The following is a 24,283-nucleotide window of genomic DNA, read 5'->3' on the forward strand; positions in this document are numbered from 1 at the left end:
AATCTCTGGAGGGACCTGGCGTGCCGTGGCTGGGCACAGAGGTCTTACAACTTGGTCATCTTGGCGTACGGGCTCAAGATCCGCTCTTGTGTCGAGCCGAAATCCACGAGTGCCGCGATCCCGTCCTCGACGCCGATGACCCGGCCGAGGCCGAACATGTCGTGCGTCACCTGGTCTCCCACCGCGAAGCACATGGGAGCCGGCGTGACCCGGGTCTTGAAGGGGCTGGTGGGCAGATGGCGCTTCAGTGCAGCAGGCTTTGTCATTGTCCCCAGTATGCGCCCGCCGGCATCCCGTGCACTGTGGCCGTCCATATCGGGTTCGACACGACCCCGGACGGCGACGTCCACGTCAGGGCAGAGGCCGGGGGCGTCGCGCCACTGACCTGCGGCTTCGATACCTGGTCGGGAGAGATCGCCGGACGTCTCGATCGCAGGACGCCCTCGTCGGCCGTGCCCGGACTTCCGCGCCGGGCACGGTGGTGGCACGGGCCCCTGGTGGCACGTCCCCCTGATGGCTGGAGCCCCGACGGGCCTGCGGTCGGTACGTCGGCGCGGAGGACCACGTCCGTCCCCTGTTCGCTCGTCGTCCTCACCGGACGCTGCCCCGGAAGCCTGACCTCAGTGGAGGGTCGCGGTTCCCCGGAGCGGCCCTGCCGCCGGGCCGGTGGCCCACAGCGAGTCGACGGTGGCGCGCTCGGTGGCGTTCGGGTAGACGTTGGCACAGCTGGTGCCGGGGCCTCCACCGGACATCAGCTCGCTGCACGGACCGGAGTAGTGGTCGGGCAACCCCAGGATGTGCCCGAGTATGTGCGCGATGATCCGTATCGGGTGGGTGCCGGCGAGCGAGCCGGGAAGGTAGATCCACCCGTGCCCATGGCCGTCCGTGTTGTACTCGTCAGCGGTCTGGTCGACGCCCTCGTAGAAGTAGAGGTCGGCCGCGCCGTCGGTTTCCACGAACGTCACGTTGCTGACGGACGAGTTCCAGACCGCCGAAGCCTCGGCTATGTCCGCCTCTAAGTCGGGCGCGGCGTCGTCGTTGTAGGTCACCACGACCGACTCGATCTTCGACGCGACCGGCTGAGGTGCGGCCGGCACGGCGCCCGCGGGCCCCACCGCCGGCCCCGAAGCGGCCAGCACGAGCCCCAGCGTGACCCCCATCGACCGCGCCCAGTGGAAACGGTCCGTGCGGGCGGATTGTCTGGTGCCTTCCCCACGTATCACGTGCGACCTGCGGCTCATGAGTCTCTCCTCGTCCCGTGCCCACGACAGACGAACGACCCGTCCGGCTCACAGGCAGTGTCGAACCGTTCAGGGTGCCGGGGGAGGCGACAACGCGCCATAGTCACCGGCACCGGGCGGCGGGACGCCGTCCGGTGCCGGGGGAACGCGGTCGCGGAGCCGACCCGGCGCCGGTCGTGCGCGCCGGGCTCGGACACGCTGACGGCCGACTGCCGCGCTCCGAACGAGCCGATGCGTGCCGGCTCCGGACGATGTGGCAGCCGCGTGGCGTCAGCGGCTCGGGTGTGGCACGACCTTCAGCACGACGAAGGGCCGGCCGGGGAGGTAACCCCTCCCGGGCCGGCCCTTCTCACGTTGCCCCGGCAGGATGCGAACCCGCGACACCCGCTCAAGGAGTTCCCGCGGTCACCCCCAGCTCATGCGGTCCGGCTCCCGCATGTGCTCTGCGGATGCCTGAACGGGCCCCGGCGTACGGCGGGGCGCATGCCCGTCGCCGTCAAGTGTCCCGTCAGCGGACCGCGCAGGCCATTGCCCTTCGTGACCGCCGTCGCGGTCCGCGCCGGGCCGGCGAGCGCGAAGCCCGCGCCGCCGTCGCCACGGCGGCCCGACCGGCGGCCGCACGACCGCGCACCTGACCTACCGGCGGCGCGGCCGTGCCGTGCGCACGCGCCATGGCCGCGACGCCCCCGGAGCTCGCGCACAGGGATGCCCCGGGGTCACCCGCACGGGCGGCGTCGACATGCCTGCGTGGGAACGGCGTGCCAGGCTCGAAACCACGCTTCTCGTATCAGGTGGCCGAGCCGTCCGGGTTCGCTGAGGGCGGCCGACGAGACCGCCGACAAGGTCCGCATCGCGAGGAGACAATGCGCATGCCGGTCGCCAGGACTGGACCCGAGACCGCGTCACCGCCGGACCCGCTGACTCTCCTCCGGAGCCGCGAGTACCTGGTGCTTCTGGTACTGGCCGCGCTGATCGGCGTGCCGGTGTCCGCGGCGGCGTTCGGCTTCCTCGCGCTGGTCGGCGAGGTCCAGCCGCTGATCTACACGGATCTGCCCAAGGCGCTGGGGTTCGACGGAACGCCACCGTGGTGGCCGCTGCCGCTGCTCGCCGTAGGGGGGCTGCTCACCGGGCTGACGATCCAGTACCTGCCGGGGCGCGGTGGCCATGAGCCGACAGCCGGGTTCGAGACCGCCGGCCCGCCCACACCCGTCGAACTGCCCGGCATTTTCTTCGCCGCCCTGGCGACGCTCTGCTTCGCCGCGGTCCTCGGGCCCGAGTCCCCTCTCCTGACGCTCGGCGCCGGGCTCGCCGCCGGAGTCGTGCGGATGGTCAGACGGGACCCCCCGGAGCTGGTGACCGGGGTGTTGGGCGCGGCGGGCAGTTTCGCGGCCGTCAGCTTCCTGCTGGGATCACCCCTGCTCGGCGCGTTCCTCCTGATGGAAGCCTCGGGACTGGGCGGGCCGATGATGGCGCTGGTGTTGATGCCCGGTCTGCTGGCCGCGGGCATCGGTGCTCTCATGTTCGTCGGACTGGGATCCTGGACCGGGCTGGGCACCTATTCGCTGGCATTGCACGACGTACCCGAGGCCATGAGCCCGACGGCGGCGGAATTCGGCTGGGCCCTGGTCATCGGTCTGTCGGCCGCACTCGTGGGCCTGGGAATCCGACGGCTCGCCGTCCGGCTCAAGACGCACGTCGAGAGGCGACGAGTGGTGGCCACGGTGGGCATGGGCCTGGTCGTGGCGGGGCTGGCGATCGGCTACGCGGAGGGCACCGGCAGAGCAGCGACCGACGTGTTGTATTCCGGGCAGACGGCGCTGGATCCACTCCTTGCGCACAGCACCACGTATTCGGTGGGAGCGCTGTCGCTGCTGGTGCTGTGCAAGGGCCTGGCCTATTGCGCATCGCTCAGCAGTTTCAGGGGAGGTCCGATCTTTCCCGCGATGTTCGTGGGAGCGGCGGGCGGCATCCTGCTCTCCCATCTGCCGGGGCTGAGCCTGGTCGCGGGGTTCACGATGGGTGTTGGAGCGATGAGCGCCGCAATGCTGAGGCTTCCGCTGGTCTCCGTCCTGCTTGCCACGCTGCTGATCGGGTCGGAGGGGCTCACCGTCATGCCGCTGGTGATCGTCGCGGTCGTGGTCTCGTACGTCGCGACGGCGAAGCTGGCACCTCCTCTCATGGAGCCGGAGGAACAACCGGCGCCGCGTCGGCAGTAGCGGTCTCAACCGTGCCGGCATTGCTCGTCGCAGAGGAAGCCGGGCGGCACGGCGGCAGGTTGCCCCGCGTCGTCGGGAGTGCCGTCCGCGGATACGTCGCACGCACACGCGCGTACCTCGTTCGACGGGACCGGAGCTCCGCGTCCCCGGAGCCGGGCGCTCGACTGCTGTCGTCAACTGACGCGGCGGTCAGAGAGAGTCTCTGGCGTGTGTCCCGGTCCGACGTCGTTGATGTCAGCTGTAGATGTCAGATGCCTTCTCATCCGTAGCTCTAACCAGATCGATCAGCGAAGGCCATACCCGGCTGCTAAGGGGAAGGTTTGTCGCGGCGCAAGCCTTCCGCCGTCGTGTGTCACCTGGTAGGACCAGGGGCTACCTTGGTCGCTATGAGCGTTCAGCCCGAAATTACCCAACGGGATCTACGCAGCCGGTCCCGAGAGATCATGGATGCCGTACAGGGCGGCCAGTCGTTCACCGTCACTCGCGACGGACATCCGATCGGCCAGCTGGTCCCGCTGCGTCGACGCCGTCGGTTCGTCTCCCGCCAGGAGTTCGCCGGGATGTCCAGGACCGCCCCCGGCATCGACCTCGACAGGTTCCGCGCCGATCAGGACGCCACGGCCGACACCTACCCGGACGATCCCTTTGACCGCTGACCGCTGACCGCTGACCGCTGACCGCTCGACGCATCCGCAGGGTCTCCTCGACACCAACATCATGATCCTGCGCCGCTGGGTGCCCCCCGAGGAGCTACCGGACGAAATGGCGATCACCGCCATCACCCTGGCCGAGTTGTCCGCCGGTCCGCACGAAGTCCGTCGCAACGACGAACAGAGCAGTTACGACGAACACGCCGAACGCGCCCGCAGGCTGGACGTCCTGCAACGCGCCGAGAACGAGTTCGACCCCATCCCCTTCGATGCCGAAGCGGCCCGTATCTACGGCCGTATCCGTGCCGCAGTGATCAGCGCCGGCCGCAAGCCACGCCGCCGGGTGGCCGACCTGATGATCGCTGCTACCGCCGTGGCTGAGAACCTTCCCCTCTTCACCACCGACCCGGACGACTTCAAGGGGCTGGACGACCTCCTCACCGTCGTGCCGGTCACCCGCCGAGGACGCCCCACGAAGGCTGACGGCAGGGCACTGGCACGGCGGCCGCAAGCCGGACTTCATGGTCCGCGCGTGGCACGGATGTGACCACGCAGCAGGGCCGGTTCGAGGGATCAAGCCCACCGAACCGGCCCTGTGCCGTGTGCCCCCGGCAGGATTCGAACCTGCGACACCCGCTTTGGCCTCGATCTTTCGTGAGGGTTCGCCGACGTAGTCGGTGGACCCTTTCGCTTCCGGAGCTGATGTCGGGCAGGCCGGTGGCCCGGCTCGCGTCGGCCGGGCGCCGGGTTCCACTGCCCGGGGCAGGTGATGTTGTCGTCGGGCCGGTGGAGGGTTGCTGGTCAGCCGGGGTTGGGCAGGAGCGCGAGCCGTTCGAGTGCGGCAGTGATTTCACCGGTCCAGGGCCAGTGCCGGGCGAGGCGGAGGATGCGGCGGCGGCTGCTGGTGACGAGTTGGCCGGCCACGGTGAACAGGCAAAGCCGCAGTCGGAGGGGCTCCCAGAGCCGGGCCCTGCCGGTCAGGGAGAGCATCGGCATCCAGGCCAGCGGGGCGAGCGCGAGCCGAACGATCTCCAGCCATACCTTGTTCTGGGCGGTGTGGTGGAGGGGAAAGTTCCGCAGGCCGGTGGCCCGGGCGGCCCGGATGCGGTCCTCCGCTCCGGCCCGCAGCCGGTGGCCGAGCTCCAGCTCGGCGATCGGTCTGTCGGCGGTGTTCGTGGCGAAGCACGTGATCCGCATGCCGGCCGCGTCGGTACTCCTCAACTGGGCTCCGGGATGAGGCCGTTCTTTGCGGACGATGAGCCGCATCCCCATCGGCCAGCCTTCCAGCATGCCGGTGGGCTCGGCGACCCGGGCACCGTCGCGGATCTCGCCGTCCGCCTCGACGGCCGGGGTCCAAGCCGTGGCCGGGACGGTCAGGACGTGTTCGTGGATCACTTCGGTGATCACCGTGCCGACCGGGTAGGACAATTACCGTCCTCGCTTGGCGAGCCAGGACACGAAGTCGTGGGTGCCGCCGCGGAGTCGGTACGGATCAGCGTCTGCCGCCCTCGCCGGTAGTGCTTCGGCAGTCGAGTCAGGGCCAGTTGAGCAGTGGTGATGTGGTCGGCGGCCGTGTTCGAGCCCGCGTTCCCCGGTCTGAGAAGAGCGGCGACCGGCTCACCCGTCCCGCCGGATCCGCGGTCGACGAAGGCCGTCAGGGGGTGATGGCCGTAGGTCTTCTTCCAGGTCGCGGTCGCGTCCTCCTGAACCAGGGACGGACGTCACGACGGGCCCGGCCGGACCGCCGGACGAGCCCGGACCGCAGGGCCGTCGAGGGGAGGCCGGTGAGCAGGGGCCCCGCGGTGAGCGGGGCCCGGCCGGTCCGCCTGGCCCGTCGTGCCCGGACGGGTACAGCCTCCAGCGCCACCCGGCGACCCGGACGCGTTGGTGTGCCGCCGCGACGGCGCGCCCCCACCCGACGACCCGGGCGGCGGCGGCCTGCTGTCGCTCGGAATTGACCCGTACCGTCGGCAGTACCCGTGAACCGTGCCCCCTTCCGCTACGGCGGAAGGGGGCCTTGCGTCATGCCCGCCTACGGCTGGAGAACCGCACGGCACGCACACGAAAATGGTCCCGCCCCATACCCTGACAGTGACGAGCAGTTCAGAGATTGGGGCGAGACCGTGTCTTCTGATGCTACCCCGAACCCGTACGCCGACCCGGTCGCCTTCGGCCAGCGCATGCAGATCTACCGCCAGCGCCGCGGCATGAGTCGCCCCGTCCTCGCCGGCCTCCTCGGCAAGTCCCCCTCGTGGGTGAAGCAAGTCGAGGCCGGCCAGATCCAACCCCCGAAGCTGCCCATGATCCTGCGCATCGCCGAGCTGCTGCGCGTCCGCGACCTCGCCGACCTCACCGGCGACCAGTCCCTGCACATCGACCTGTTCATCGGCCCCGGCCACCCCCGCCTCGCCGCCGTGAAAGTCGCCGTCGACGCCTTTCCCTTCACCGCCGACCGGGAGGCGCCGTCCGCACAGCACCTGCGGCACCGGCTGGACCGGGCATGGGCGGCCCGGCACGAGGCACCGAACCACCGGGAGGTCATCGGCGGGCTGCTGCCCGACCTGATCCGGGACGCGCAGCTCGCCGTACGGCAGGCCGACACCGGGACCGACCGGCGCGCGGCCATGGCGATCCTCTCCGAGGTCTACTCGTTGTCGCAGTTCTTCGTGGCCTACCAGCCCGACGCGGCCCTGCTGTGGCGCGTGGCCGAGCGGGGCATGGTCGCTGCCCAGGACAGCGAGGACCCGCACGCCATCGGCGTGGCCGCGTGGCTGACCGCGCAGGCCCACCGCGACTCCGGGCCCGCGCACTTAGGCGCCGCGGACGCCGTCACTCTGGAGGCGCTGCGCTACCTCGAGCCCCGGTTGCCGGACGCCGACGAGCACGTGCGGGCTATCGCGGGCGCGCTGCAGTTCGAGGCTGGGTACACGGCGGCTCGCCGTGGCGAGACCGGCGCGGCTTGGGGCTGGTGGGACAAGGCGGAGAAGACCGCCCGGAAGCTGCCCGGCAACTACTTCCACCCGGTCACGTCCTTCGGCCGGGCCATCATGGGCGCCCACGCCGTGACGGTCGCCGTGGAACTGCACCAGGGCGGGGAGTCCGTACGGCAGGCCGCCCGCGCGGACAAGTCCGTCATCAAGTCGAGGCCGAGGCGTGCTCGCCACCGGATCGAGGAGGCCCGCGCCTACCAGCTCGATGGCCAGCCGGACACTGCGCTGGCCGCCCTCGGCAAGGCGCACGAGTCCGCGCCGGAGACGATCCGGTACAACGGGTACGCGCGCCGGATTGTGCTCGAGCAGACCGAGTCGCGACACCCCGAGCGCAGGCAGCGCGCATCTGAACTCGCGGTGAAGCTGGGCATGCTCGCCGCCTGAAGCAAGGGGCAGGAATCCTGCCCCTTCTCCCGTTACGGCGCCTCTACGGTCACGTGTGTGGAACAGAGCACTGTGACCGTGGAGGCGTCAGCCATGCCGAGTACCAGCGTGAGCACGGGACATCCGATACCGGCTCCGGTGCTGGAGATCCTCGGGCTTCCGTCCCTCGACGATCTGGCGGACGACCAGACCCGCGGCGCCACCTGCGTGTGGTGCCAGGTCCGGCTGACGGCTGAGACGGCGGTCGACCTCGGCGAGCACTTGAGCCCTCTGCCGGGCACCGCGCCGCCGATGCACTGGTTTCCGCGCGCCTGCCGGAAGGACACCGCCGACCGCGCGCACCGCGGCCTGTTCACCCACGCCCCCATGTGCGAGCAGTGCACCGACGACCCCGGCGGCTGCGAGATCAGCCGGTGGCTGTACCGACTCGTGAGGGAGAACCGCCGATGATGTGCCACCGATGCCTCAATCAGATGCGGGAGACCGAGTCCGAGGCCGTCACGATCGTCGGCGCCACGGGACCCGGGAGCACGATCTACGTGCACCGGGGATGGTGCGCGCCGGCGCCGCAGCAGACCAGCCCGGACCGGGACCCGTACTGGCGCTGGCGCTGACGACTCCCGCTGCCGGCAGCAACACCGACGGTACCGGCAGCGGGATGACCGGCCCGCCGCAGCGCCTCTCCCCGTGGGCCTGCGGCGGGCCACTCCACCCCGGGAGGCATCTCCCGTTGCGTCCCGGCACATGCAACCCCCGTCTTCCCCTGGGAGTACGGGGGTTGCTCCCGTCCAGGGCGCCCGCAGAAACGCCAAGATCCGTTAGGGGATTTTTAAGGGATGGCGCCCCGTCAGTGGGCGTAGCGAGGCTGTAGTCAGTAGTCAGACCGTAGCCAGAGTGGTAGTGAAAGAGGCCCCGGAACCCTCCCTGACCTGGGAGTTCCGGGGCCTCTCGCCTGACCAACGCTGTGCCCCCGGCAGGATTCGAACCTGCGACACCCGCTTTAGGAGAGCGGTGCTCTATCCCCTGAGCTACGAAGGCGAAGGTGGCGGCGCCCGGCGGGGCGCTCGGTCCACAGGGTACCGGATCAGGGCTCGGGCGGGCGCTGGTGTGGGCCGGGAGCGGTCGGGCGGCAAGGTACGGCAGGGTGCTGCCCTGCTCGTGGAGGGTACGGCGCGGCTGATCAGGTGCGGTAGGAACATCGCCCCCTCCGAGGACGCCAGGGTCTTGGTCCGCCTCGCCGTAGAACGCTTCGGCGACCTCGATGTCGCCGTCAGCAACGTGGACGTCTTCCGGGCGGGGGCCCCGTGGTTGATCTGTCGGAAGACCGAAGTCGGCCAGTGCCTCCGCCAGCTTGTGCACCGACGGCTCGGGATGAGGACTGGCGCACCCTGCTCGACGGCACCCGGTCCGGGCCCAGCCCGCCTGTTCCCACCCCGCGGTCCCGGTCCCGTCCGCCTGTTTCCATCCCACCCCACCGCCCCGGGCCGGCCCTCCCGTCTGTTCCCACCCGACACCCCCGGCCCTGCCGGCCCGTCCTCACCCCGGCCCGCCCCCGCCGCCTTCACGCCGTCGGCCGGCCCGTCCTCACCCCTCCCCGGCACCCTTCCCCCTGGTGACCCGCACCCGGTAGTCCCCCTTCAGGTCCGCCGCGGTCACCGTGATGCGCAGGCCCCTGCGGGGGTCCGTGAAGGTCTCGCCGGGGGTGAAGGGGGCGTCGGAGAGTTCCGCGTGGACGTTCGCGCTGCGGGTGCAGCCTCCGCTGTCGCGGCGCGAGTCGTACACCGTCACCGGGCCCATGCCCGTGTCCACGTTCGCGTCGACCTTGTAGATGAGGATGCCCGGGCGGCACACCACCTGGTCGTTGCCCGCGCGCGTGCGCAGTTCGACGGCGTATCCCGAACGACTGTCGAGCGGTACGACGATCAGCTTCGGGCCGTTCTGCTCGGCGAGCGGCGTCAGCGCGTACTCGACCGACCCGGGGGCCGACGCGCAGTGCACCTGGGACGCGTCCAGCCAGCCCAGCTTCCACTTGTGCCAGCCGAGCAGGTCGTTGTTGGCCCCCCAGTCCTCGCTCATGATGTCCCAGTGGCCGACGGCGCCCCCGCCCTCCTGGGTGTAGAGGTCGGGCAGGCCGAAGACGTGGCCGTTCTCGTGGGGGAGTACGCGGTAGCCGGTGCGGTGGTAGGAGCCGGAACCGTCGTCCTGGCGGGAGTAGACGAAGGACGCGTTGGCGACCGGGACGCCGTCGGCGATGGGCGCGTCGGTGTTGCCGGCGAAGGTGACGGACAGGACGGTGTCCAGCGCCGTAGGGCCCGCGTTGGGCGTCACCAGCACGTTCACCAGGTCGTACTGCCTGAAGTCCACCTTCGGGTCGGCCTCCGCCACGATGTCCCGGACGAGCTCGCGGTAGCCGGGGTCGAAGGGCGCGCCGCGTTCTATGTCGTACGCGTGGAAGGGTTTCGGCATGCGCAGCCAGTGCCGGATCGGGACCTCGGGACGGTAGGCCAGGCGGCCGTAGGAGGCGGTGCGGAACCAGTTCTGGGTCTGCGGGAAGAACTCGCGGAACCGGTCCAGGGCGCGGCCGCGGCCCGGCGCGTCCGAGAAGTCGATCATCAGGTTGAGGGCGCGGACGGTGCCGGTGGAGCGGGTGTAGCCGCGACCGGTGGGGACACTCTCGGACATCTGCACGTCGGGCTTTCCCTTGATCAGGCAGGGGCCGAGCGCCGAGGACCGGCCGGGGGCTATCGGGCCCGAGCCGGCCGGGGTGGAAGGAGAGAGGCGGCCGTTGCCGGCCGAGCTGCCGACGGCGAGGGTCAGGGCAGTCACGCAGACGAAGGCGGCCACGCGACGGGTGCGTCTTCGGCTTCGGCGGGCGGTCTGCTTCGGCTGCATGCGGCCCCTCGCTCCAGCGGCAGCCGCCGGTCAACGGCTGCACCCCTGGGATCACCCTGAGTCGGTGGATGGGGGGCCGCGCGCTGGAGGAGACCGATCGTGGGTATCGCGTCCGCGCCATCCGCCCCTGTCCAGCCGTTGCGCCATTTCAGTGACGTAGTGACGGGATGGGGGTGGTGATCATGGCGGGGCGGAGGGGCGGAGGGGGTTGCCGGGTGGAGAGGGGTGCCGCGAGCCGCTGGAGTGGCGGGAGTGCCGCGAGCCGCCGGAGCGACAGAAGCGGCGGGAACGACGTGGGAGCGACGGGAGCGTCGGGAACGACGTAGGGGCGACGGGAGTGGCGGGGGTCACAAGATTCTTCCGCGTCAGCCGGAAATAACCGGGGACGGCTTCCCCGTTTAGACCTGTGTCCGAGCGAAACGGGGACATGCTCCCCGGATCGCGCCTCCTCTCAGTTCGGGTTGAACCTCAGCCGCACCCCCCGGGACCATCAGCGCCCCAAGAGTCATAAGAGACACCAGAGACACCAGAGACACCAGGGCTCCCAGGGCTCCCAGAGCCCTATGAGCCCGATGAGCCCGATGAGCCCCCAGAGTCAGGAGTACGCCGTGCAGACCGCGCCCCCCGCACAGCGCAAGGAGCCCCGGCCCCGCGCCGACGCCCTGCGCAACCGGGAGCGGATCGTCACCGCCGCCCGAGAGATGTTCGTCGAGTACGGCCCCGACGTGCCGCTCGACGAGATCGCCCGCCGGGCCGGCGTCGGCAACGCCACGGTGTACCGCAACTTCCCGGACCGCGACGCCCTGGTCCGCGAGGTCGTCTGCTCCGTCATGGACCGCACGGCGCGCGCCGCCGAGTCCGCACTCACGGAAAGCGGTGACGCCTTCGAGGCACTGGAGCGCTTCGTGCACACCGCCGCCGACGAACGCATCAGCGCCCTGTGCCCGATGATCTCCAGCACCTTCGACCAGCACCACGCCGACCTGGAGGCGGCCCGCGTACGGGTCGAGGAACTGATCGCCGGGATCATGGAGCGGGCCCGGGCGGCCGGGCAGCTCCGCCCCGACGTGCGTGTCGGTGACCTGATGGTCGCGGTGGCGCAGCTCAGCCGGCCGCCGGCCGGTACGGAGTGCCTGAGCGCCGACCGCTTCGTCCACCGCCATCTGCAACTGTTCCTGGACGGACTGCGGGCCCCGGCCCGTTCCGCCCTGCCGGGTACGGCCGCGACATTGGAGGAACTGCGCCGGCCCTGCCGCCGGTCCTGACGTTCACCCGTACCTTCACCCGTACCTTCACCCACACCTTCATCCGTACCGGCACCCGTACCTTCGTCCGTACGTTCATCAGCACCGAGCGGGCCGATTAGTTCCCGGTCGGGCTCCGGTCCTCACTCGCAGCCTCACGAACTGCATGAACTGCATGAACTGCATGAACCCCACGGGGCCACCGCGCCCCACCGGGCACCGGCTGACAGGCTGACAGGTTCTCCGCCTCACCTCACCGGCCGTCAACGACGACGGGCCGACGTGCCGTCACGCCCTTTCCCTCTTCTTCGTCTTTCTCCGTCCTGCCACCACCGTCATTTCGTCATCACTTCATCATCATTTTTCGCCCCGTAGTCCGAAGTGGGTACCTCCATGTCTCAGACCGTTCCGCGCCTCTCCGACGCCGGCCCCGATGCCGGCCGCTGGAAGGCGCTCGTCTTCATCGCGCTCGCGCAGCTGATGGTCGTCCTCGACGCCACCATCGTGAACATCGCGCTGCCCTCCGCCCAGCACGACCTGGGCATTTCGGACGGCAGCAAGCAGTGGGTCGTCACGGCCTATGCCCTCGCCTTCGGCGGTCTGCTGCTGTTCGGTGGGCGCATAGCCGACCTGTGGGGCCGCAAGCGCACCTTCGTCCTCGGCCTGGCCGGCTTCGCCGCCGCCTCCGCGCTGGGTGGCGCGGCCACCAATGAGGCGATGATGTTCGGCTCCCGGGCCCTGCAGGGCGCGTTCGGCGCGCTGCTCGCGCCCGCGGCGCTGTCCCTGCTGGCCGTGATGTTCACGGACGGCAGGGAGCGCGCCAAGGCGTTCGGCATCTACGGCGCGATCGCCGGTGGCGGCGGTGCCGTCGGCCTGATCCTCGGCGGCTTCCTCACCGAGTACCTGGACTGGCGCTGGACGTTCTTCGTCAACGTCCCGTTCGCGATCGTCGCGGCGGCCGGTGCCTGGTTCGTCATCCGTGAGCCGCGGGGCAGCCGCAACCGCTCCCCGCTCGACGTCCCCGGCGTGGTCCTGTCCACCCTCGGCCTGGTCGCGCTCGTCTACGGCTTCACCCGCGCCGAGTCCGACGGCTGGAGCGACTCCGTCACCGTCGGCATGTTCGTCGCGTCGGTGGTGCTGCTGGCGTCGTTCGTACTGGTGGAGGCCAAGGTCAAGGCCCCGCTGCTGCCGCTGCGCGTCCTCACCGACCGCAACCGCGGCGGCATCTACCTCTCGCTCGGCCTGGCGATCATCTCGATGTTCGGCCTGTTTCTGTTCCTGACCTACTACCTCCAGATCGTGAAGGGCTACTCGCCGGTCAGGACGGGCTTCGCCTTCCTGCCGATGATCGCGGGCATGATCACGGGCTCGACCCAGATCGGCGCCCGTCTGATGACCCGGGTCGCGCCGCGGCTGCTGATGGGCCCCGGCTTCCTGGTCGCCGCCCTCGGCATGGCGCTGCTGACCCGGCTGGAGATCGGTTCCTCGTACGCGGCTCTGCTGCTGCCGGCGATGCTGCTGCTCGGCCTCGGCATGGGTACGGCGTTCATGCCGGCGATGTCGATGGCCACGCAGGGCGTCGAACCGCGGGACGCCGGTGTCGCCTCCGCGATGGTCAACACCTCGCAGCAGGTGGGCGGCGCGATCGGCACGGCCCTGCTGAACACGATCGCCGCCTCGGCGACGACGTCGTACATCACCGGCCACATCGGCTCGGCGGCCTCCCGCTCCCAGCGGCAACTGGTGCAGCTGGAGGGCATGGTCGAGGGCTACACCAGCGCGATCGGGTTCGCCGTCGGCATCCTGGTCGCGGCCGCGGCCATCGCGCTGACCCTGGTCGACGCCGGCCGCCCGGGCGGCATGACGGTGGCCTCCGGCGCCGGCGACGGTGACGGCGCCGTGGACGAGGTGCCGGTGCCGGTGCTCGCCCACTGAGACCGGCCAGCCCCACCGGGGAACGGGGACACACCCCACTACGGAGGTGCCGGGCGGGATTCACGGACGGGGAGAGGACGCCCCGTCCGTGAATCCCCGGGACCTACCCCCTGCCCCCGCCCCCTGCCCCGCCCCTGACCTGCCCCCGACCTGCCCCGAAACCCGCTCCGGCCCCGCCCGCCCTCCGGTTCCCTCGCTCCGGTCTCCCGGTCTCCCGGTCTCCCGGTCTCCCGGTCTCCTGGTCTCCTGGTCTCCTGGTCTCCCGGTCTCCCGGTCTCCGGGTCTCCCGGTCTCCCGGTCTCCCGGTCTCCCGGCCTCCCGGTCTCCCGGTCTCCGGGTCTCCGGGTCTCCCGGTTTCCGATCTTCCAGCCTTTCGGCCTTCCATCCGTTCGGCCGTTCGGCCTCTGGTCTCTCGGAGGGTCAGCGGCGCCAGGGCAGGTCCGCGCCCGCTTCGTTGGGCTGGAGTCCCTCGGCGACAATGCGCATGATTTCGCCGAGGGACTTGAGCTGTTCGGCGGAGAGCCGGTCGAAGACCGCCTGCCGTACGGCGTCCACATGACCCGGCGCCGTCTGCCGCAGCACCTCGAAGCCTTCCTCCGTCAGCACCGCGAACTGGCCCCGCTTGTCGGAGCTGCAGTCCTCGCGGCGCACCCAGCCCTGCTTCTCCAAGCGGGCGACGGCGTGCGAGAGACGGGAGCGGGTGATCTTGGCGAGCTTGGCCAGTTCCGTCATACGGAGCCGTCGGCGCGAGGACTCGGCGAGCCTGACGAGCAGGCCGTAGTAGATGTGCGGCATGCCCGCGTCACGTTGCAGCTGGCGGTCGAGATGGTCCTCCAGCAGCGTGCTGGCCTCTATGTACGAGCGCCAGACGTGCTGTTCTTCGGAAGTGAGCCAGCGGGGTTCGCCGGCCGGAGCGGAAGCGGGTGCCCTGTTCATGCATCCACCTTACGACCTCGCTACTTGAACATTAAACAAAAACTGCTTACCCTTAACCTGCCCCGGTTCGTCGCATTGAGTTTTCCAGCACTTCATTCCACCTGGAGCCGCCGTCATGTCCGCCGCCCCCCAGGACCGCGCCGCCCAGCAGGACCGTGCCACTCCCCAGGATCACGCCACCGAGGACTACGCGCCCGAGGGCCGTGCCGTCCGGGGGCGTACGCCCCGGGAGCGCATGCCCGCTCTCTACCTCAGTCACGGTGCCCCGCCGCTGGCGGACGACCCCGTCTGGCCCGGCGAACTCGCCGCCTGGTCCGCGCGGCTGCCCCGTCCCACGGCGATCCTCATGGTCTCCGCCCACTGGGAGGAGGCCCCGCTCGCCCTCGGCGCCACCCGGCCCGTCCCCCTCGTCCACGACTTCTGGGGCTTCCCCGAGCACTACTACCGCGTCCGCTACGACGCCCCCGGCGCCCCCGAGCTCGCGGAGTCGGTTCGCAAGCTGCTGCGTGCGCCCGGCATGCCCGTGCAGGACATCCCCGAGCGGGGCCTCGATCACGGCGCGTACGTCCCGCTCGTCGAGATGTATCCGGACGCCGATGTTCCCGTCCTCCAGGTCTCCATGCCGACCCTCGACCCGGTGCGGCTCATGGAGATCGGCAGGAAGCTGTCGCCGCTGCGCGACGAGGGCGTGCTGCTCGTCGGCTCCGGCTTCTTCACGCACAACCTGGCCGCGCTGCGGCAGGGTGGCATTCCCGCCTGGTCGGAGGAGTTCGACGACTGGGGGAAACGGGCGCTGGAGGCCGGGGACGTGGACACGCTGCTGGACTTCACGCACACCTCGCCCGCCGGTCCGCTGGCGCACCCGCGTACCGAGCACTTCGCCCCGCTGTTCGTGACCATGGGTGCGGCGGACGCGGCCGGCGAACTGGACGCTCAGCGGTCCGTGATCGACGGCTTCTGGATGGGGCTGGCGAAGAGGTCGGTGCAGTTCGGCTGACGGGCGGGGCGGCCGGGGGGATCCGGCCAATCGGGCCGGTCGGCAACTTTCGGGCCGCGCGATTCGTCTTTCCGGGTGAGGGGGCAACGGAGCCCCCTCTCCGGGACCGGGCGGCAGGACTGGTGCGGCGGGACCCGTGCGGCTGGACCGGACGGCCGCACCGTACGGGAGCGCCACCTCCTGCACGGGCCATCGAACCTCCTGGCACCAGGCGATCGAACCTCTTGCACGGGTGATCGCACCTCCTGCACGGGGTGCTCTCCGCCTCGTGCACGGGGGGATCGCGGAGGCCGGGCAGTCGGCCGCGACGTGAGCAACCGTGGGCAGTCGTGGGCAGTCGAGGGGAGTCGTGGGGGGAGCCCGCGACGCAGGGCCGGTCGGGTCCCGGGCAGGGCCTGACCTGGACCTCCGTGCCGTTCACAGGCGGGGCGTCGCCCCATGCGGGCGGGCAGGATACTGCATGATCAGAAAAGTCGGAGGGCGGGTGGGGAATTCTGTCCCGATTCCAGTCGTTGTTTCCATCGGATGCCGGGCACTCGGCGAGAGTGCCGAGCACCTGAAGAAGCACCCGCCACCCACCACCGCAAGGGAGCACGCATGGCAACCCGTGCCGTCGCCCGTCGTCAGTCCGCCTCCGGCGAGACGAACGCGGCAGTCAGTGTTCGCGCCCACGGCGGCGAAATCGCCGACCGCGACCTGGTCGGCATGTACCTCGACGAGATCGCGCGTACGCCGCTGCTGGACGCCGCCAGGGAGGTCGAGCTGTCCCAGACCATTGAGGCGGGCGTCTTCGCTCAGCAGGTCCTGGACGGTTACGAGGACACCACTGCCGAAGCCAGCCGCGAAGAGCTCGAGGCCCTGATCGCCGAGGGTGAGCGGGCCAAGGACGTCTTCATCCGCTCCAACCTCCGTCTGGTCGTCGCCGTCGCCCGGCGCTACCCGCGCAGCGGCCTGCCCCTGCTCGACCTGATCCAGGAGGGCAACGCGGGCTTGGTGCGCGCCGTCGAGAAGTTCGACTACCGCAAGGGCTTCAAGTTCTCGACGTACGCGACGTGGTGGATCCGCCAGGCGATCACCCGCTCGATCGCGGACCAGTCGCGCACGATCCGGCTGCCCGTCCACCTCGTGGAGGAGCTGGGCCGGATCCGGCGCGTGCAGCGTGAGTTCAACCGCGAGCACGGCCGGGACCCGGAGCCCGCGGAGGTCGCCGCCGAGCTCGGTTCCACGCCGGAGCGCGTGACGGACGTACTCGACTGGGCCCGCGACCCCGTCTCGCTGAACATGTCGGTGGACGACCAGGGCGAGACCCAGTTCGGCGACCTGCTGGAGGACACCTCCGCGGTCTCGCCCGAGCAGTCGGTCCTCACCCTGCTGCGCAGCGAGGAGCTCGACGACCTGATCGGCCGCCTCGACCAGCGCACGGCCTCCATCATCAAGATGCGGTACGGCATCGAGGACGGCCGGGAGCGCACGCTCACCGAGGTCGGCAAGGAGCACGGCCTGACGCGCGAGCGCATCCGCCAGATCGAGAAGCACGCGCTGCTGGAGCTGAAGAAGCTCGCCCGTGACACCGGGTTCGACGCGGCGGCGTGACGACGCCGCGACTGCCACCGTGCGATATGGGGTGTGACGACGCCGCGACTGCCACCGTGCGATGTGGGGTGTGACGACGCCGCGAGCTGCCACCGCGCGATGTGGGGTGCGAAGACACGCTGAGGCGCAACCGGCGTGCGCCGTACGGTGACCGCGTGCGCCGGGTGTCGAAAGACGGCGCAAACATGGCGATGTAACGCCGCTTCAACTCGCGGAGCCGCGGGCAAGTACCGAACAGAGACCGAACAACGACCAGGAACCGACCAGGTCCCGACGCACTCCCCCCGGTGCCGGGACTTCCCCCAGCCGGGCTTCGACGCCTTCCCCCCCCCAGGCGTCGGGGCCCGGCCTGGTTTGCGCGCGGCCGGGGCGAGGGAGCGCGCGGCCTGCGGGTCCGCCTGCCTGTGCGCGAGCCGCGAACGAGGCTGCGGCGCACGGTTGTTCCGGCGCGGGCCACCCCGAACCTGAACCCCGGGGTGGCCCGCAGATGGCAGATTGTGCCACAGGGGCATAGCCTGCCGCAGGTGAGCAGCACCACCCCCGTACCCGCCCCGTCGGCCGCGCCCTCCCTGAGCGAGCGCCGCAAGACCGAGACCCGGATGGAGATCGCCAGAGCGGCGGCAGGTCTCTTCATGCGGCAGGGCGTGCGCGCCACTCGTGCCGAGGACATCGCCCAGGCCGCCGGTATCGCGCCGCGCACCTTCTACCGCTACGTCGCCAGCAAGGAGGAGGCCGTCGCCCCGCTCTACGCGGCGGGCGCCGAGCGCTGGGCGGCGGCCGTGCGCGCCGCCCCCCAAGACCTGTCCCTGGCCGAGGCCCTGGAACAGGCGGTACGCCACACGCTCACGCCGGGCTCCGGAGTCTCCTCGACGTCCTGGACGTACGTGCGCGCCCTGATCCGCCTGGCCCGATCCCACCCGGCCCTGCGGAAGGTGTGGGCGGAGGTGTGTCACGCCTCCGAGCAGACACTGCTGGAGGCCCTCGCGGACCGGCTGGCACTGAGGGCGGATTCGGAGCCGGCACAGGACCAGGCAGCGGTTCCGGGCCCGGAGCAGGACCGGCCGGCACCGAGGACGGGCCGGTTTCCGGGCCAACACAAGGCTCCGGGTCAGGATCGGGCTCCGGGTCAGGATCGGGCCCTGGGTCAGGATCAGGCCCCAGCCCAAGATCAGGTCCCGGCCCAAGACCAGGCTCAGGACCCAGTCCCGGCCCAGGTCCCGGCTCCGGCACCGAGTCAGGACCAGGCACCGAGTCAGGACCAGGCGCCGAGTCAGGACCAGGGACCGGGCCAGGAGCACGACCGCGACCAGGGACCGAGCCAGAAGCACGACCAGGACCAGGGACCGAGCCGCCGACAGGTGGCAGTTCCGGCTCCGAGGCACGACGACATGGACAACGTTGCCGTCGTCCCGCCCGAGCTGCGCTTCGCCGCGGTCGTCGCGAGTGCCGCCGTACGCGTGGCCATGGAGACCTGGGCCGACGGCGACGGTCCCGCCGAGGGACCCGGCGGGCCGGTGGAACTGGCGCTGCGGAACCTGGACGCGCTGCGGAACTCCCCGTGGGAGGCGGTGACCGGCTGCGCGGAGGTGCGGCACCGGCACAGGGAAACCGGGTGAGAGGGACCCGGCTCGGGCTGTCACGCCGTGCGCCCCGGACACGGCGAGACGGCTCGCCGGGGCGCGTCCCCGCTCATCCCCGCTCATCCGGGCTCATCATCGGCTCGTCCACGAAAGCTCAGAAAATCCTGGGCGGTGATGTCGAGAACCCGTGGCCCGCTCCGTCCCCGGGGTGAACGCGACCACAATGGAACGGGTCGCACCAGTACCAGGAGAGACACCATGGCGAAGTACCTGCTGCTCAAGCACTACCGCGGCGCCCCGGCGGCGGTCAACGACGTGCCGATGGACCGGTGGACGCCGGAGGAGATCTCGGCGCACGTGCAGTACATGAACGACTTCGCGGCCCGGCTGGAGAAGACCGGCGAGTTCGTCGACGGCCAGGCGCTCGCCCCCGAGGGGTCGTGGGTCCGGTACGACGGCGAGGGGCGCCCGCCGGTCACCGACGGGCCGTTCGCCGAGACCAAGGACCTCATCGCCGGCTGGATGGTGATCGACGTCGACAGCCACGAGCGCGCCGTCGCACTGGCCGGGGAACTGTCGGCCGCCCCCGGGGCGGGCGGGAAGCCGATCCACGAGTGGCTCGAGGTGCGCCCGTTCCTGGCCGCGCCGCCCACCATCACGGAGTGACCTCGCCGATGAACGAGGCCCTGCTGAGGAGCCTCACACCGAGCGTGCTCGCCGTCCTCGTCCGCCGCGGAGCCGACTTCGCTGCGGCCGAGGACGCCGTGCAGGACGCACTCGTCGAGGCGGTCCGCGTCTGGCCCGCCGACCCGCCGCGTGATGCGAAGGGCTGGCTGGTCACGGTGGCCTGGCGCAAGTTCCTCGACAGGGCCCGTGCGGACACCGCCCGACGGCGGCGTGAAGGCCTCGTCGACGAGGAGCCGGCGCCCGGGCCCGCGCCCGCGGTGGACGACACGCTGCAGCTCTACTTCCTGTGCGCCCACCCGTCGCTGACGCCGTCGTCCGCGGTCGCGCTCACGCTGCGCGCCGTCGGCGGGCTGACCACCCGCCAGATCGCCCAGGCCTACCTGGTGCCCGAGACGACCATGGCGCAGCGCATCAGCCGGGCCAAGCGCACCGTCTCCGGTGTGCGGTTCGACCGGCCCGGCGACGTTGCCACCGTGCTACGCGTGCTCTACCTGGTCTTCAACGAGGGCTACTCCGGCGACGTCGACCTCGCCGCCGAGGCCATCCGGCTCACCCGGCAGCTCGCCACCGCGATCGACCACCCCGAGGTGTCGGGGCTGCTCGCCCTCATGCTGCTCCACCACGCCCGGCGCGCGGCCCGGACCGCGCCCGACGGCAGCCTGGTGCCGCTCGCCGAGCAGGACCGCGGCCGGTGGGACACCGACGCGATCGCCGGGGGCGTCGCGATCCTGCAGACGGCCCTGGCCCGCGACCGGCTGGGCGAGTTCCAGGTTCAGGCGGCCATCGCCGCCCTCCATGCCGACGCGCCCACCGCCGAGGAGACCGACTGGGTGCAGATCGTCGAGTGGTACGACGAGCTCACGCGCCTGACGGACAATCCCGTCGTCCGGCTCAACCGCGCCGTGGCCGTCGGCGAGGCCGACGGACCGCGCGCCGGTCTGGCGGCACTCGCCGCGCTGGACGCGGCACTGCCCCGCCACGACGCGGTGGCGGCGTACCTCCACGAACGCGACGGCGACCCGGTGACGGCGGCGCGGCTGTACGCCGAGGCGGCCCGTAAGGCACCCAACCTCGCCGAACGCGACCACCTCACACGCCAGGCCGCCCGGCTCAACGCCCGCCGGCCCCACTGACCGGTCCCGCGCCGACATCCCGCGCACAGCGCACGGAACACGCACGCGGCGGCGCCCTCAGGACCGGAGCGGCCGTCGCCTCACGGTGAGGGCGCGGGCTGGCCGGCGTCCTGCTCATGCTCCTGCTGGTCCCTCTCCCGTCCCGCCCGCGACAGCCGTGCCCCCAGCTCCCGTACCGCGTCCACGAGTTCCGCGGGTTCCTCGACCGTGAAGTCCAGGCCCGGCATGGCCAGCCGGACCGCGACCCACGGCATCGCGTCGCCGGTCGTGGCCCGCAGCCGGCAGCGGTCTTCGCCGAGCGGCTCGGGTGCGCCGAGCCAGGCCGGTATCCGGGCGGCGACGACGTCGGCCGGTGCTTCGAACGTGACCGTGAACGCGTACGACTCGTGCCGCCGTTGCATCGAGCGGCGCAGGTATTCGGCCGCGTCGCCGGTGGGGAGCTCGCGCGGTGTGAAGCGGGCGCCCGTCGCGAGGGGTTCGCTGACGCGGTCCACGCGGAACGTGCGCCAGTCGGCGCGGTCGAGGTCGTACGCGACGAGGTACCAGCGGCGGCCGGTCGACACCAGCCGGTACGGCTCGGTCAGGCGCCGTGACTCCGTGCCGTCGCCGGCGCGGTAGGCGAACCGCAGCCGCTCCTGCCCGGCCACCGTGGACGCCATCACGGTGAGCGTCTCGGGCGCGATGGTCGGGCCGTCTCCGCTGGTCAGCGGCATGGTCGCGGACTGGAGCGTGGACACGCGGTGCCGCAGCCTGCTGGGCAGGACCTGCTCCAGCTTGGCGAGCGCCCGCACCGACGCCTCGTCCACGCCCGCGACCGCGTGCCCGGCGCCGGCGCGCAGCCCGACCGCGATGGCGACCGCCTCCTCGTCGTCCAGGACGAGGGGCGGCATGGCCTTGCCCGCGACGAGCCGGTAGCCGCCGTCGGAGCCCTTGGTCGCCTGCACGGGGTAGCCGAGTTCGCGCAGCCGGTCGACGTCGCGCCGGACGGTGCGCCGCGACACCCCGAGCCGTTCGGCGAGCTCGCCGCCGGGCCATTCGCGGGGCGTCTGGAGGAGGGAGAGGAGCTGGAGGATGCGCGCCGGGGTGTCGGTCGTCATGAGTCCGAGGATGCCGCAGATCTAGGACATGATCTGACCTAGAGGGGTTCTAGCTTGATGGTATGACCTTTACCGAGACCCCTACGGGCACCCAGCCCGGCACCGGCTCTGGCACCGGTGCCGGCACCGCTGCCGACCGGCGCCGCTGGTTCGCCCTGGCGATCGTGATGACCGCGGCCTTCATGGACCTCGTCGACGTCACGATCGTCAACATCGCCATCCCGTCCATCCAGCGGGACGCGGGCGCCACCTTCAGCCAGATCCAGTGGATCACCGCCGGATACGCCCTGGCCTTCGCCGCCGGCCTGATCACCGGCGGGCGCCTCGGCGACATCCACGGCCGCAAGAAGCTCTTCCTGCTCGGGATAGGCGGCTTCACGCTCGCCTCCGCGCTGTGCGGTCTCGCCGTGAACCCGGAGATGCTGGTCGCCTCCCGCATCCTGCAGGGCGGTATGGCGGCGCTGATGGTGCCGCAGGTGCTGTCGATCGTGCACGCCACCTTCCCGGCGCACGAACGCGGCAAGGTGTTCGGTCTGTTCGGCGCGATCGTGGGGCTCGGCGCGGTGTCCGGTCCGCTGCTCGGCGCGCTGCTGACCGAGTGGAACCTGTTCGGCCTCGAATGGCGCCCGATCTTCCTCATCAACCTGCCGGTCGGCATCGCGGGCCTGATCCTTGGCGCCCGCTTCATCACCGAGTCCAGGGCGCCGCGCGCCCTCAAACTGGACCTGGTGGGCGTCGCGCTGGTCACGCTGGGCCTGCTCATGCTGCTCTACCCGCTGACCCGCGGCCGTGAGCTGGACTGGCCGCTGTGGGGGTACGTGTCGATGGCCGGCGCGTTCGTCGTCCTCGCGGGACTGGTGGCGTACGAGCGTCGCAAGGCGGCGCGGGACGGCTCCCCGCTGGTCGAGCTGTCGCTGTTCCGGGTCAAGAGCTTCGCCGCGGGCATCGCCGTACAGACCGTCTTCGGGCTCGGCCTCGGCATCTTCTTCCTGGTGTGGACGCTGTACATGCAGACCGGCCTGGGCTGGAGCCCGCTGAAGGCCGGCCTGACCGGGGTGCCGTTCTCGATCGCCGTGTCCGTGGCCGCAGGACTGTCGGTGCAGAAGCTGGTGCCGCGCTTCGGCCGCGGCGTGCTCCAGGCGGGCGCGCTGGTGATGGCCGCCGGTGTCCTGATCTACATCTGGGAGTCCCAGCGGTACGGCCTCGGTATCGACGCCTGGCAGATGGCGCTGCCGCTCATCGTCATGGGCGTCGGGATGGGCCTGATCGTCGCGCCGCTGACGGACGCGGTGCTCTCCGAGGTGCCGCGCGAGCACGCCGGTTCGGCCTCGGGGCTGATCAACACGGTGCAGCAGATGGGCAACGCGCTCGGCCTCGGGCTGGTCTCCGTGGTCTTCTTCGGCACGATGAGCGACCGGCTGCGGCCCGAGCAGGTCGGGCCGGCCTTCGTGGACGCCTTCGAGTACGCGCTGGGCTGGGTGGCCGCCGTGCTCGGCGCCATCTTCCTGCTGATGTTCGCCCTGCCGAGGCGCCCGGCCCAGCACGTGGAGGGCGCGGCGCCGTCCGGCGCGGGGGACACGGACTCCAAGGGAGACGTGGACTCCAAGGGGGACACGGGGTCCGCGGGGGGCCCCGGGGAGAGCGAGGCGTCGGGCCGGGCGGCCGAGCTGGTCTGACGATCCGTCCCCGGCGTACGTGCTGCCGCCGACGTGGGCGGCGGCACGTACGCCGGGTCGGCGTAAGGGCCCGGCACGTGGGGTGCCGGGTCCTTACGCATGCCCGGCCACCGCACACACCCGCCCGCGCGAGCCACGCCTGTTCATGCCCGATTGAGTCCGAACCTGTTTACTTTCCGGAAGACGAGGCCTAGCCTCCCCCTGAAACCACAGATTCGGGCACCACCCCGGAGGCGAACGGACATGTACGCACCGGAGCGGCAGCAGGAGATCCTCCGGCTCGCCCGGGACGGCGGCCGGGTGGACGTACTGTCGCTGGCCGAGGAGTTCCAGGTGACGGCGGAGACCATCCGCCGTGATCTGAAGGCCCTCGACCGCGCGGGGCTCGTACGCCGGGTGCACGGCGGCGCCATCCCCGCCGGACGCCTCGACTTCGAGCCGGATCTCGCCGAGCGCGAGTCCACCGCGGCCGACGAGAAGAGCCGCATCGCCAGGGCCGCCCTCGCCGAACTGCCCGCCGACGGTACGACGATCCTCGACGCCGGCACGACGGTGGCGCGCATGGCAGCGGCCCTCCCGCTGGAGTCCGCGCTCACCGTCGTCACGCACAGCCTGCCCATCGCGGCCCGCCTCGCCGACCACCCCGGCATCCAGCTCCACCTGGTGGGCGGCCGGGTCCGGCACCGCACCCGCGCCGCCGTCGACGCCTGGGCGCTGCGCGCGTACGAGGAAATCCGCGCGGACGTCCTCTTCGTCGCGGCGAACGGCTTCTCCGTCGAGCACGGACTGACCACCCCCGACCTCGCCGAGGCCGCGGTGAAACGCGCGGCCCTGGCCGCGGCCCGCCGCGTGGTGCTGCTCGCCGACTCCTCCAAGCACGGCCAGGAGCACTTCGCCCGCTTCGGCGGCTGGAGCGACGTGGACCTGCTGATCACGGACAGCGGGCTGAGCGCCGAGGCCGCCGCCGCCATCGAGCGCGGCGGCACGGAAGTCGTCCGCGCATGACCCGGTTCGCACCACGTGACCGTGACA

19 protein-coding genes, 1 tRNA gene and 3 pseudogenes are annotated in these 24,283 nt (G+C 71.3%); 16 read left to right on the top strand and 7 right to left on the bottom strand.

Annotated features, from left to right (window positions below; all coding sequences use genetic code 11):
• Positions 1-44: 44 nt before the first annotated feature.
• Positions 45-266, bottom strand: a complete 222-nt coding sequence (locus tag ABZ354_RS07610) for a hypothetical protein (protein WP_358654003.1) — start codon at positions 264-266, stop codon at positions 45-47.
• 354 nt (positions 267-620) lie between these two features.
• A complete protein-coding gene (locus ABZ354_RS07615; RefSeq protein ID WP_358654005.1) occupies positions 621-1,241 on the bottom strand; it encodes a snapalysin family zinc-dependent metalloprotease in 621 nt (206 codons plus the stop codon).
• Positions 1,242-2,110: 869 nt separating this feature from the next.
• Between ABZ354_RS07615 and ABZ354_RS07620 the strand changes: the two genes are divergently transcribed.
• From ABZ354_RS07620 to ABZ354_RS07630, 3 genes are all read left to right on the top strand, one after another.
• Entirely contained in the window at positions 2,111-3,457 is a 1,347-nt protein-coding gene (locus ABZ354_RS07620) for a chloride channel protein (protein ID WP_358654007.1), read from the top strand.
• Positions 3,458-3,843: 386 nt separating this feature from the next.
• Complete coding sequence (locus tag ABZ354_RS07625) at positions 3,844-4,113, top strand: type II toxin-antitoxin system prevent-host-death family antitoxin (RefSeq protein WP_358654009.1); 270 nt, start codon at positions 3,844-3,846, stop codon at positions 4,111-4,113.
• A 61-nt stretch (positions 4,114-4,174) separates the two neighbouring features.
• Positions 4,175-4,654: a type II toxin-antitoxin system VapC family toxin gene (locus tag ABZ354_RS07630; RefSeq protein WP_358654011.1), complete on the top strand. Its 480-nt coding sequence runs from the start codon at positions 4,175-4,177 to the stop codon at positions 4,652-4,654.
• A gap of 254 nt (positions 4,655-4,908) precedes the next feature.
• Here ABZ354_RS07630 and ABZ354_RS07635 read toward each other — a convergent pair.
• Positions 4,909-5,813 (bottom strand): annotated as a pseudogene (locus tag ABZ354_RS07635) (IS1380 family transposase); the annotation flags it as partial.
• Positions 5,814-6,230: 417 nt separating this feature from the next.
• Here ABZ354_RS07635 and ABZ354_RS07640 point away from each other — a divergent pair.
• From ABZ354_RS07640 to ABZ354_RS07650, 3 genes are all read left to right on the top strand, one after another.
• Positions 6,231-7,481 (top strand): helix-turn-helix domain-containing protein, encoded by a 1,251-nt coding sequence (locus ABZ354_RS07640; protein ID WP_358654013.1) that lies wholly within the window; start codon positions 6,231-6,233, stop codon positions 7,479-7,481.
• Positions 7,482-7,574: 93 nt separating this feature from the next.
• Positions 7,575-7,931, top strand: a complete 357-nt coding sequence (locus ABZ354_RS07645; protein ID WP_358654015.1) for a hypothetical protein — start codon at positions 7,575-7,577, stop codon at positions 7,929-7,931.
• 23 nt (positions 7,932-7,954) lie between these two features.
• Positions 7,955-8,095, top strand: coding sequence for a hypothetical protein (locus ABZ354_RS07650; RefSeq protein ID WP_358654017.1), 141 nt, complete (start codon positions 7,955-7,957; stop codon positions 8,093-8,095).
• Between the two features lie 351 nt (positions 8,096-8,446).
• On the opposite strand, the gene ABZ354_RS07655 is transcribed toward ABZ354_RS07650, so the two are convergent.
• Positions 8,447-8,519: transfer RNA gene (locus ABZ354_RS07655), tRNA-Arg, on the bottom strand.
• Positions 8,520-9,065: 546 nt separating this feature from the next.
• A complete protein-coding gene (locus tag ABZ354_RS07660) occupies positions 9,066-10,373 on the bottom strand; it encodes a M6 family metalloprotease domain-containing protein (protein WP_358654019.1) in 1,308 nt (435 codons plus the stop codon).
• A gap of 581 nt (positions 10,374-10,954) precedes the next feature.
• Here ABZ354_RS07660 and ABZ354_RS07665 point away from each other — a divergent pair.
• Both ABZ354_RS07665 and ABZ354_RS07670 read left to right on the top strand, forming a co-directional pair.
• The gene (locus ABZ354_RS07665) at positions 10,955-11,638 is read left to right on the top strand and encodes a helix-turn-helix domain-containing protein (RefSeq protein WP_358654021.1); all 684 of its coding nucleotides are present in this window, start codon (positions 10,955-10,957) and stop codon (positions 11,636-11,638) included.
• 372 nt (positions 11,639-12,010) lie between these two features.
• A complete protein-coding gene (locus tag ABZ354_RS07670; protein ID WP_358654023.1) occupies positions 12,011-13,552 on the top strand; it encodes an MFS transporter in 1,542 nt (513 codons plus the stop codon).
• A 420-nt stretch (positions 13,553-13,972) separates the two neighbouring features.
• Here ABZ354_RS07670 and ABZ354_RS07675 read toward each other — a convergent pair whose 3' ends face one another.
• A complete protein-coding gene (locus ABZ354_RS07675; RefSeq protein WP_358654025.1) occupies positions 13,973-14,488 on the bottom strand; it encodes a MarR family transcriptional regulator in 516 nt (171 codons plus the stop codon).
• 235 nt (positions 14,489-14,723) lie between these two features.
• Here ABZ354_RS07675 and ABZ354_RS07680 point away from each other — a divergent pair, with 235 nt between their 5' ends.
• The 6 genes and pseudogenes from ABZ354_RS07680 to ABZ354_RS07705 all read left to right on the top strand — a co-directional run bounded on the left by ABZ354_RS07680 (position 14,724) and on the right by ABZ354_RS07705 (position 20,478).
• Positions 14,724-15,485 carry a class III extradiol ring-cleavage dioxygenase gene (locus tag ABZ354_RS07680; RefSeq protein ID WP_358654339.1) on the top strand — a complete coding sequence of 254 codons (762 nt, stop codon included), beginning with the start codon at positions 14,724-14,726 and terminating at the stop codon, positions 15,483-15,485.
• Between the two features lie 597 nt (positions 15,486-16,082).
• Entirely contained in the window at positions 16,083-17,078 is a 996-nt protein-coding gene (locus ABZ354_RS07685; protein WP_358654027.1) for a sigma-70 family RNA polymerase sigma factor, read from the top strand.
• 524 nt (positions 17,079-17,602) lie between these two features.
• Positions 17,603-18,070 (top strand): annotated as a pseudogene (locus tag ABZ354_RS07690) (helix-turn-helix domain-containing protein); the annotation flags it as partial.
• Between the two features lie 414 nt (positions 18,071-18,484).
• Positions 18,485-18,694 (top strand): annotated as a pseudogene (locus ABZ354_RS07695) (hypothetical protein); the annotation flags it as partial.
• 222 nt (positions 18,695-18,916) lie between these two features.
• The gene (locus ABZ354_RS07700; protein WP_358654029.1) at positions 18,917-19,324 is read left to right on the top strand and encodes a YciI family protein; all 408 of its coding nucleotides are present in this window, start codon (positions 18,917-18,919) and stop codon (positions 19,322-19,324) included.
• An 8-nt stretch (positions 19,325-19,332) separates the two neighbouring features.
• Positions 19,333-20,478 carry a DUF6596 domain-containing protein gene (locus ABZ354_RS07705; RefSeq protein WP_358654341.1) on the top strand — a complete coding sequence of 382 codons (1,146 nt, stop codon included), beginning with the start codon at positions 19,333-19,335 and terminating at the stop codon, positions 20,476-20,478.
• Positions 20,479-20,558: 80 nt separating this feature from the next.
• Here ABZ354_RS07705 and ABZ354_RS07710 read toward each other — a convergent pair whose 3' ends face one another.
• Positions 20,559-21,575, bottom strand: coding sequence for a YafY family protein (locus tag ABZ354_RS07710; RefSeq protein ID WP_358654031.1), 1,017 nt, complete (start codon positions 21,573-21,575; stop codon positions 20,559-20,561).
• A 167-nt stretch (positions 21,576-21,742) separates the two neighbouring features.
• Here ABZ354_RS07710 and ABZ354_RS07715 point away from each other — a divergent pair, with 167 nt between their 5' ends.
• Together ABZ354_RS07715 and ABZ354_RS07720 are read left to right on the top strand one after the other, a co-directional pair.
• Positions 21,743-23,251, top strand: coding sequence for an MFS transporter (locus ABZ354_RS07715; protein ID WP_358654343.1), 1,509 nt, complete (start codon positions 21,743-21,745; stop codon positions 23,249-23,251).
• A 243-nt stretch (positions 23,252-23,494) separates the two neighbouring features.
• Positions 23,495-24,256: a DeoR/GlpR family DNA-binding transcription regulator gene (locus ABZ354_RS07720; protein WP_358654033.1), complete on the top strand. Its 762-nt coding sequence runs from the start codon at positions 23,495-23,497 to the stop codon at positions 24,254-24,256.
• Positions 24,257-24,283: the final 27 nt, after the last annotated feature.

This window comes from Streptomyces sp. NPDC005925 (assembly GCF_040638805.1).
In the GTDB taxonomy this organism is placed as follows: domain Bacteria; phylum Actinomycetota; class Actinomycetes; order Streptomycetales; family Streptomycetaceae; genus Streptomyces.

Coding starts and splice junctions, on each gene's coding strand:
- ABZ354_RS07610 (WP_358654003.1), bottom strand. CDS start 266: ATGACAAAGCCTGCTGCACTGAAGCGCCATCTGCCCACCAGCCCCTTC.
- ABZ354_RS07615 (WP_358654005.1), bottom strand. CDS start 1,241: ATGAGCCGCAGGTCGCACGTGATACGTGGGGAAGGCACCAGACAATCC.
- ABZ354_RS07620 (WP_358654007.1), top strand. CDS start 2,111: ATGCCGGTCGCCAGGACTGGACCCGAGACCGCGTCACCGCCGGACCCG.
- ABZ354_RS07625 (WP_358654009.1), top strand. CDS start 3,844: ATGAGCGTTCAGCCCGAAATTACCCAACGGGATCTACGCAGCCGGTCC.
- ABZ354_RS07630 (WP_358654011.1), top strand. CDS start 4,175: ATGATCCTGCGCCGCTGGGTGCCCCCCGAGGAGCTACCGGACGAAATG.
- ABZ354_RS07645 (WP_358654015.1), top strand. CDS start 7,575: ATGCCGAGTACCAGCGTGAGCACGGGACATCCGATACCGGCTCCGGTG.
- ABZ354_RS07650 (WP_358654017.1), top strand. CDS start 7,955: ATGCGGGAGACCGAGTCCGAGGCCGTCACGATCGTCGGCGCCACGGGA.
- ABZ354_RS07660 (WP_358654019.1), bottom strand. CDS start 10,373: ATGCAGCCGAAGCAGACCGCCCGCCGAAGCCGAAGACGCACCCGTCGC.
- ABZ354_RS07665 (WP_358654021.1), top strand. CDS start 10,955: ATGAGCCCCCAGAGTCAGGAGTACGCCGTGCAGACCGCGCCCCCCGCA.
- ABZ354_RS07670 (WP_358654023.1), top strand. CDS start 12,011: ATGTCTCAGACCGTTCCGCGCCTCTCCGACGCCGGCCCCGATGCCGGC.
- ABZ354_RS07675 (WP_358654025.1), bottom strand. CDS start 14,488: ATGAACAGGGCACCCGCTTCCGCTCCGGCCGGCGAACCCCGCTGGCTC.
- ABZ354_RS07680 (WP_358654339.1), top strand. CDS start 14,724: ATGCCCGCTCTCTACCTCAGTCACGGTGCCCCGCCGCTGGCGGACGAC.
- ABZ354_RS07685 (WP_358654027.1), top strand. CDS start 16,083: ATGGCAACCCGTGCCGTCGCCCGTCGTCAGTCCGCCTCCGGCGAGACG.
- ABZ354_RS07700 (WP_358654029.1), top strand. CDS start 18,917: ATGGCGAAGTACCTGCTGCTCAAGCACTACCGCGGCGCCCCGGCGGCG.
- ABZ354_RS07705 (WP_358654341.1), top strand. CDS start 19,333: ATGAACGAGGCCCTGCTGAGGAGCCTCACACCGAGCGTGCTCGCCGTC.
- ABZ354_RS07710 (WP_358654031.1), bottom strand. CDS start 21,575: ATGACGACCGACACCCCGGCGCGCATCCTCCAGCTCCTCTCCCTCCTC.
- ABZ354_RS07715 (WP_358654343.1), top strand. CDS start 21,743: ATGACCGCGGCCTTCATGGACCTCGTCGACGTCACGATCGTCAACATC.
- ABZ354_RS07720 (WP_358654033.1), top strand. CDS start 23,495: ATGTACGCACCGGAGCGGCAGCAGGAGATCCTCCGGCTCGCCCGGGAC.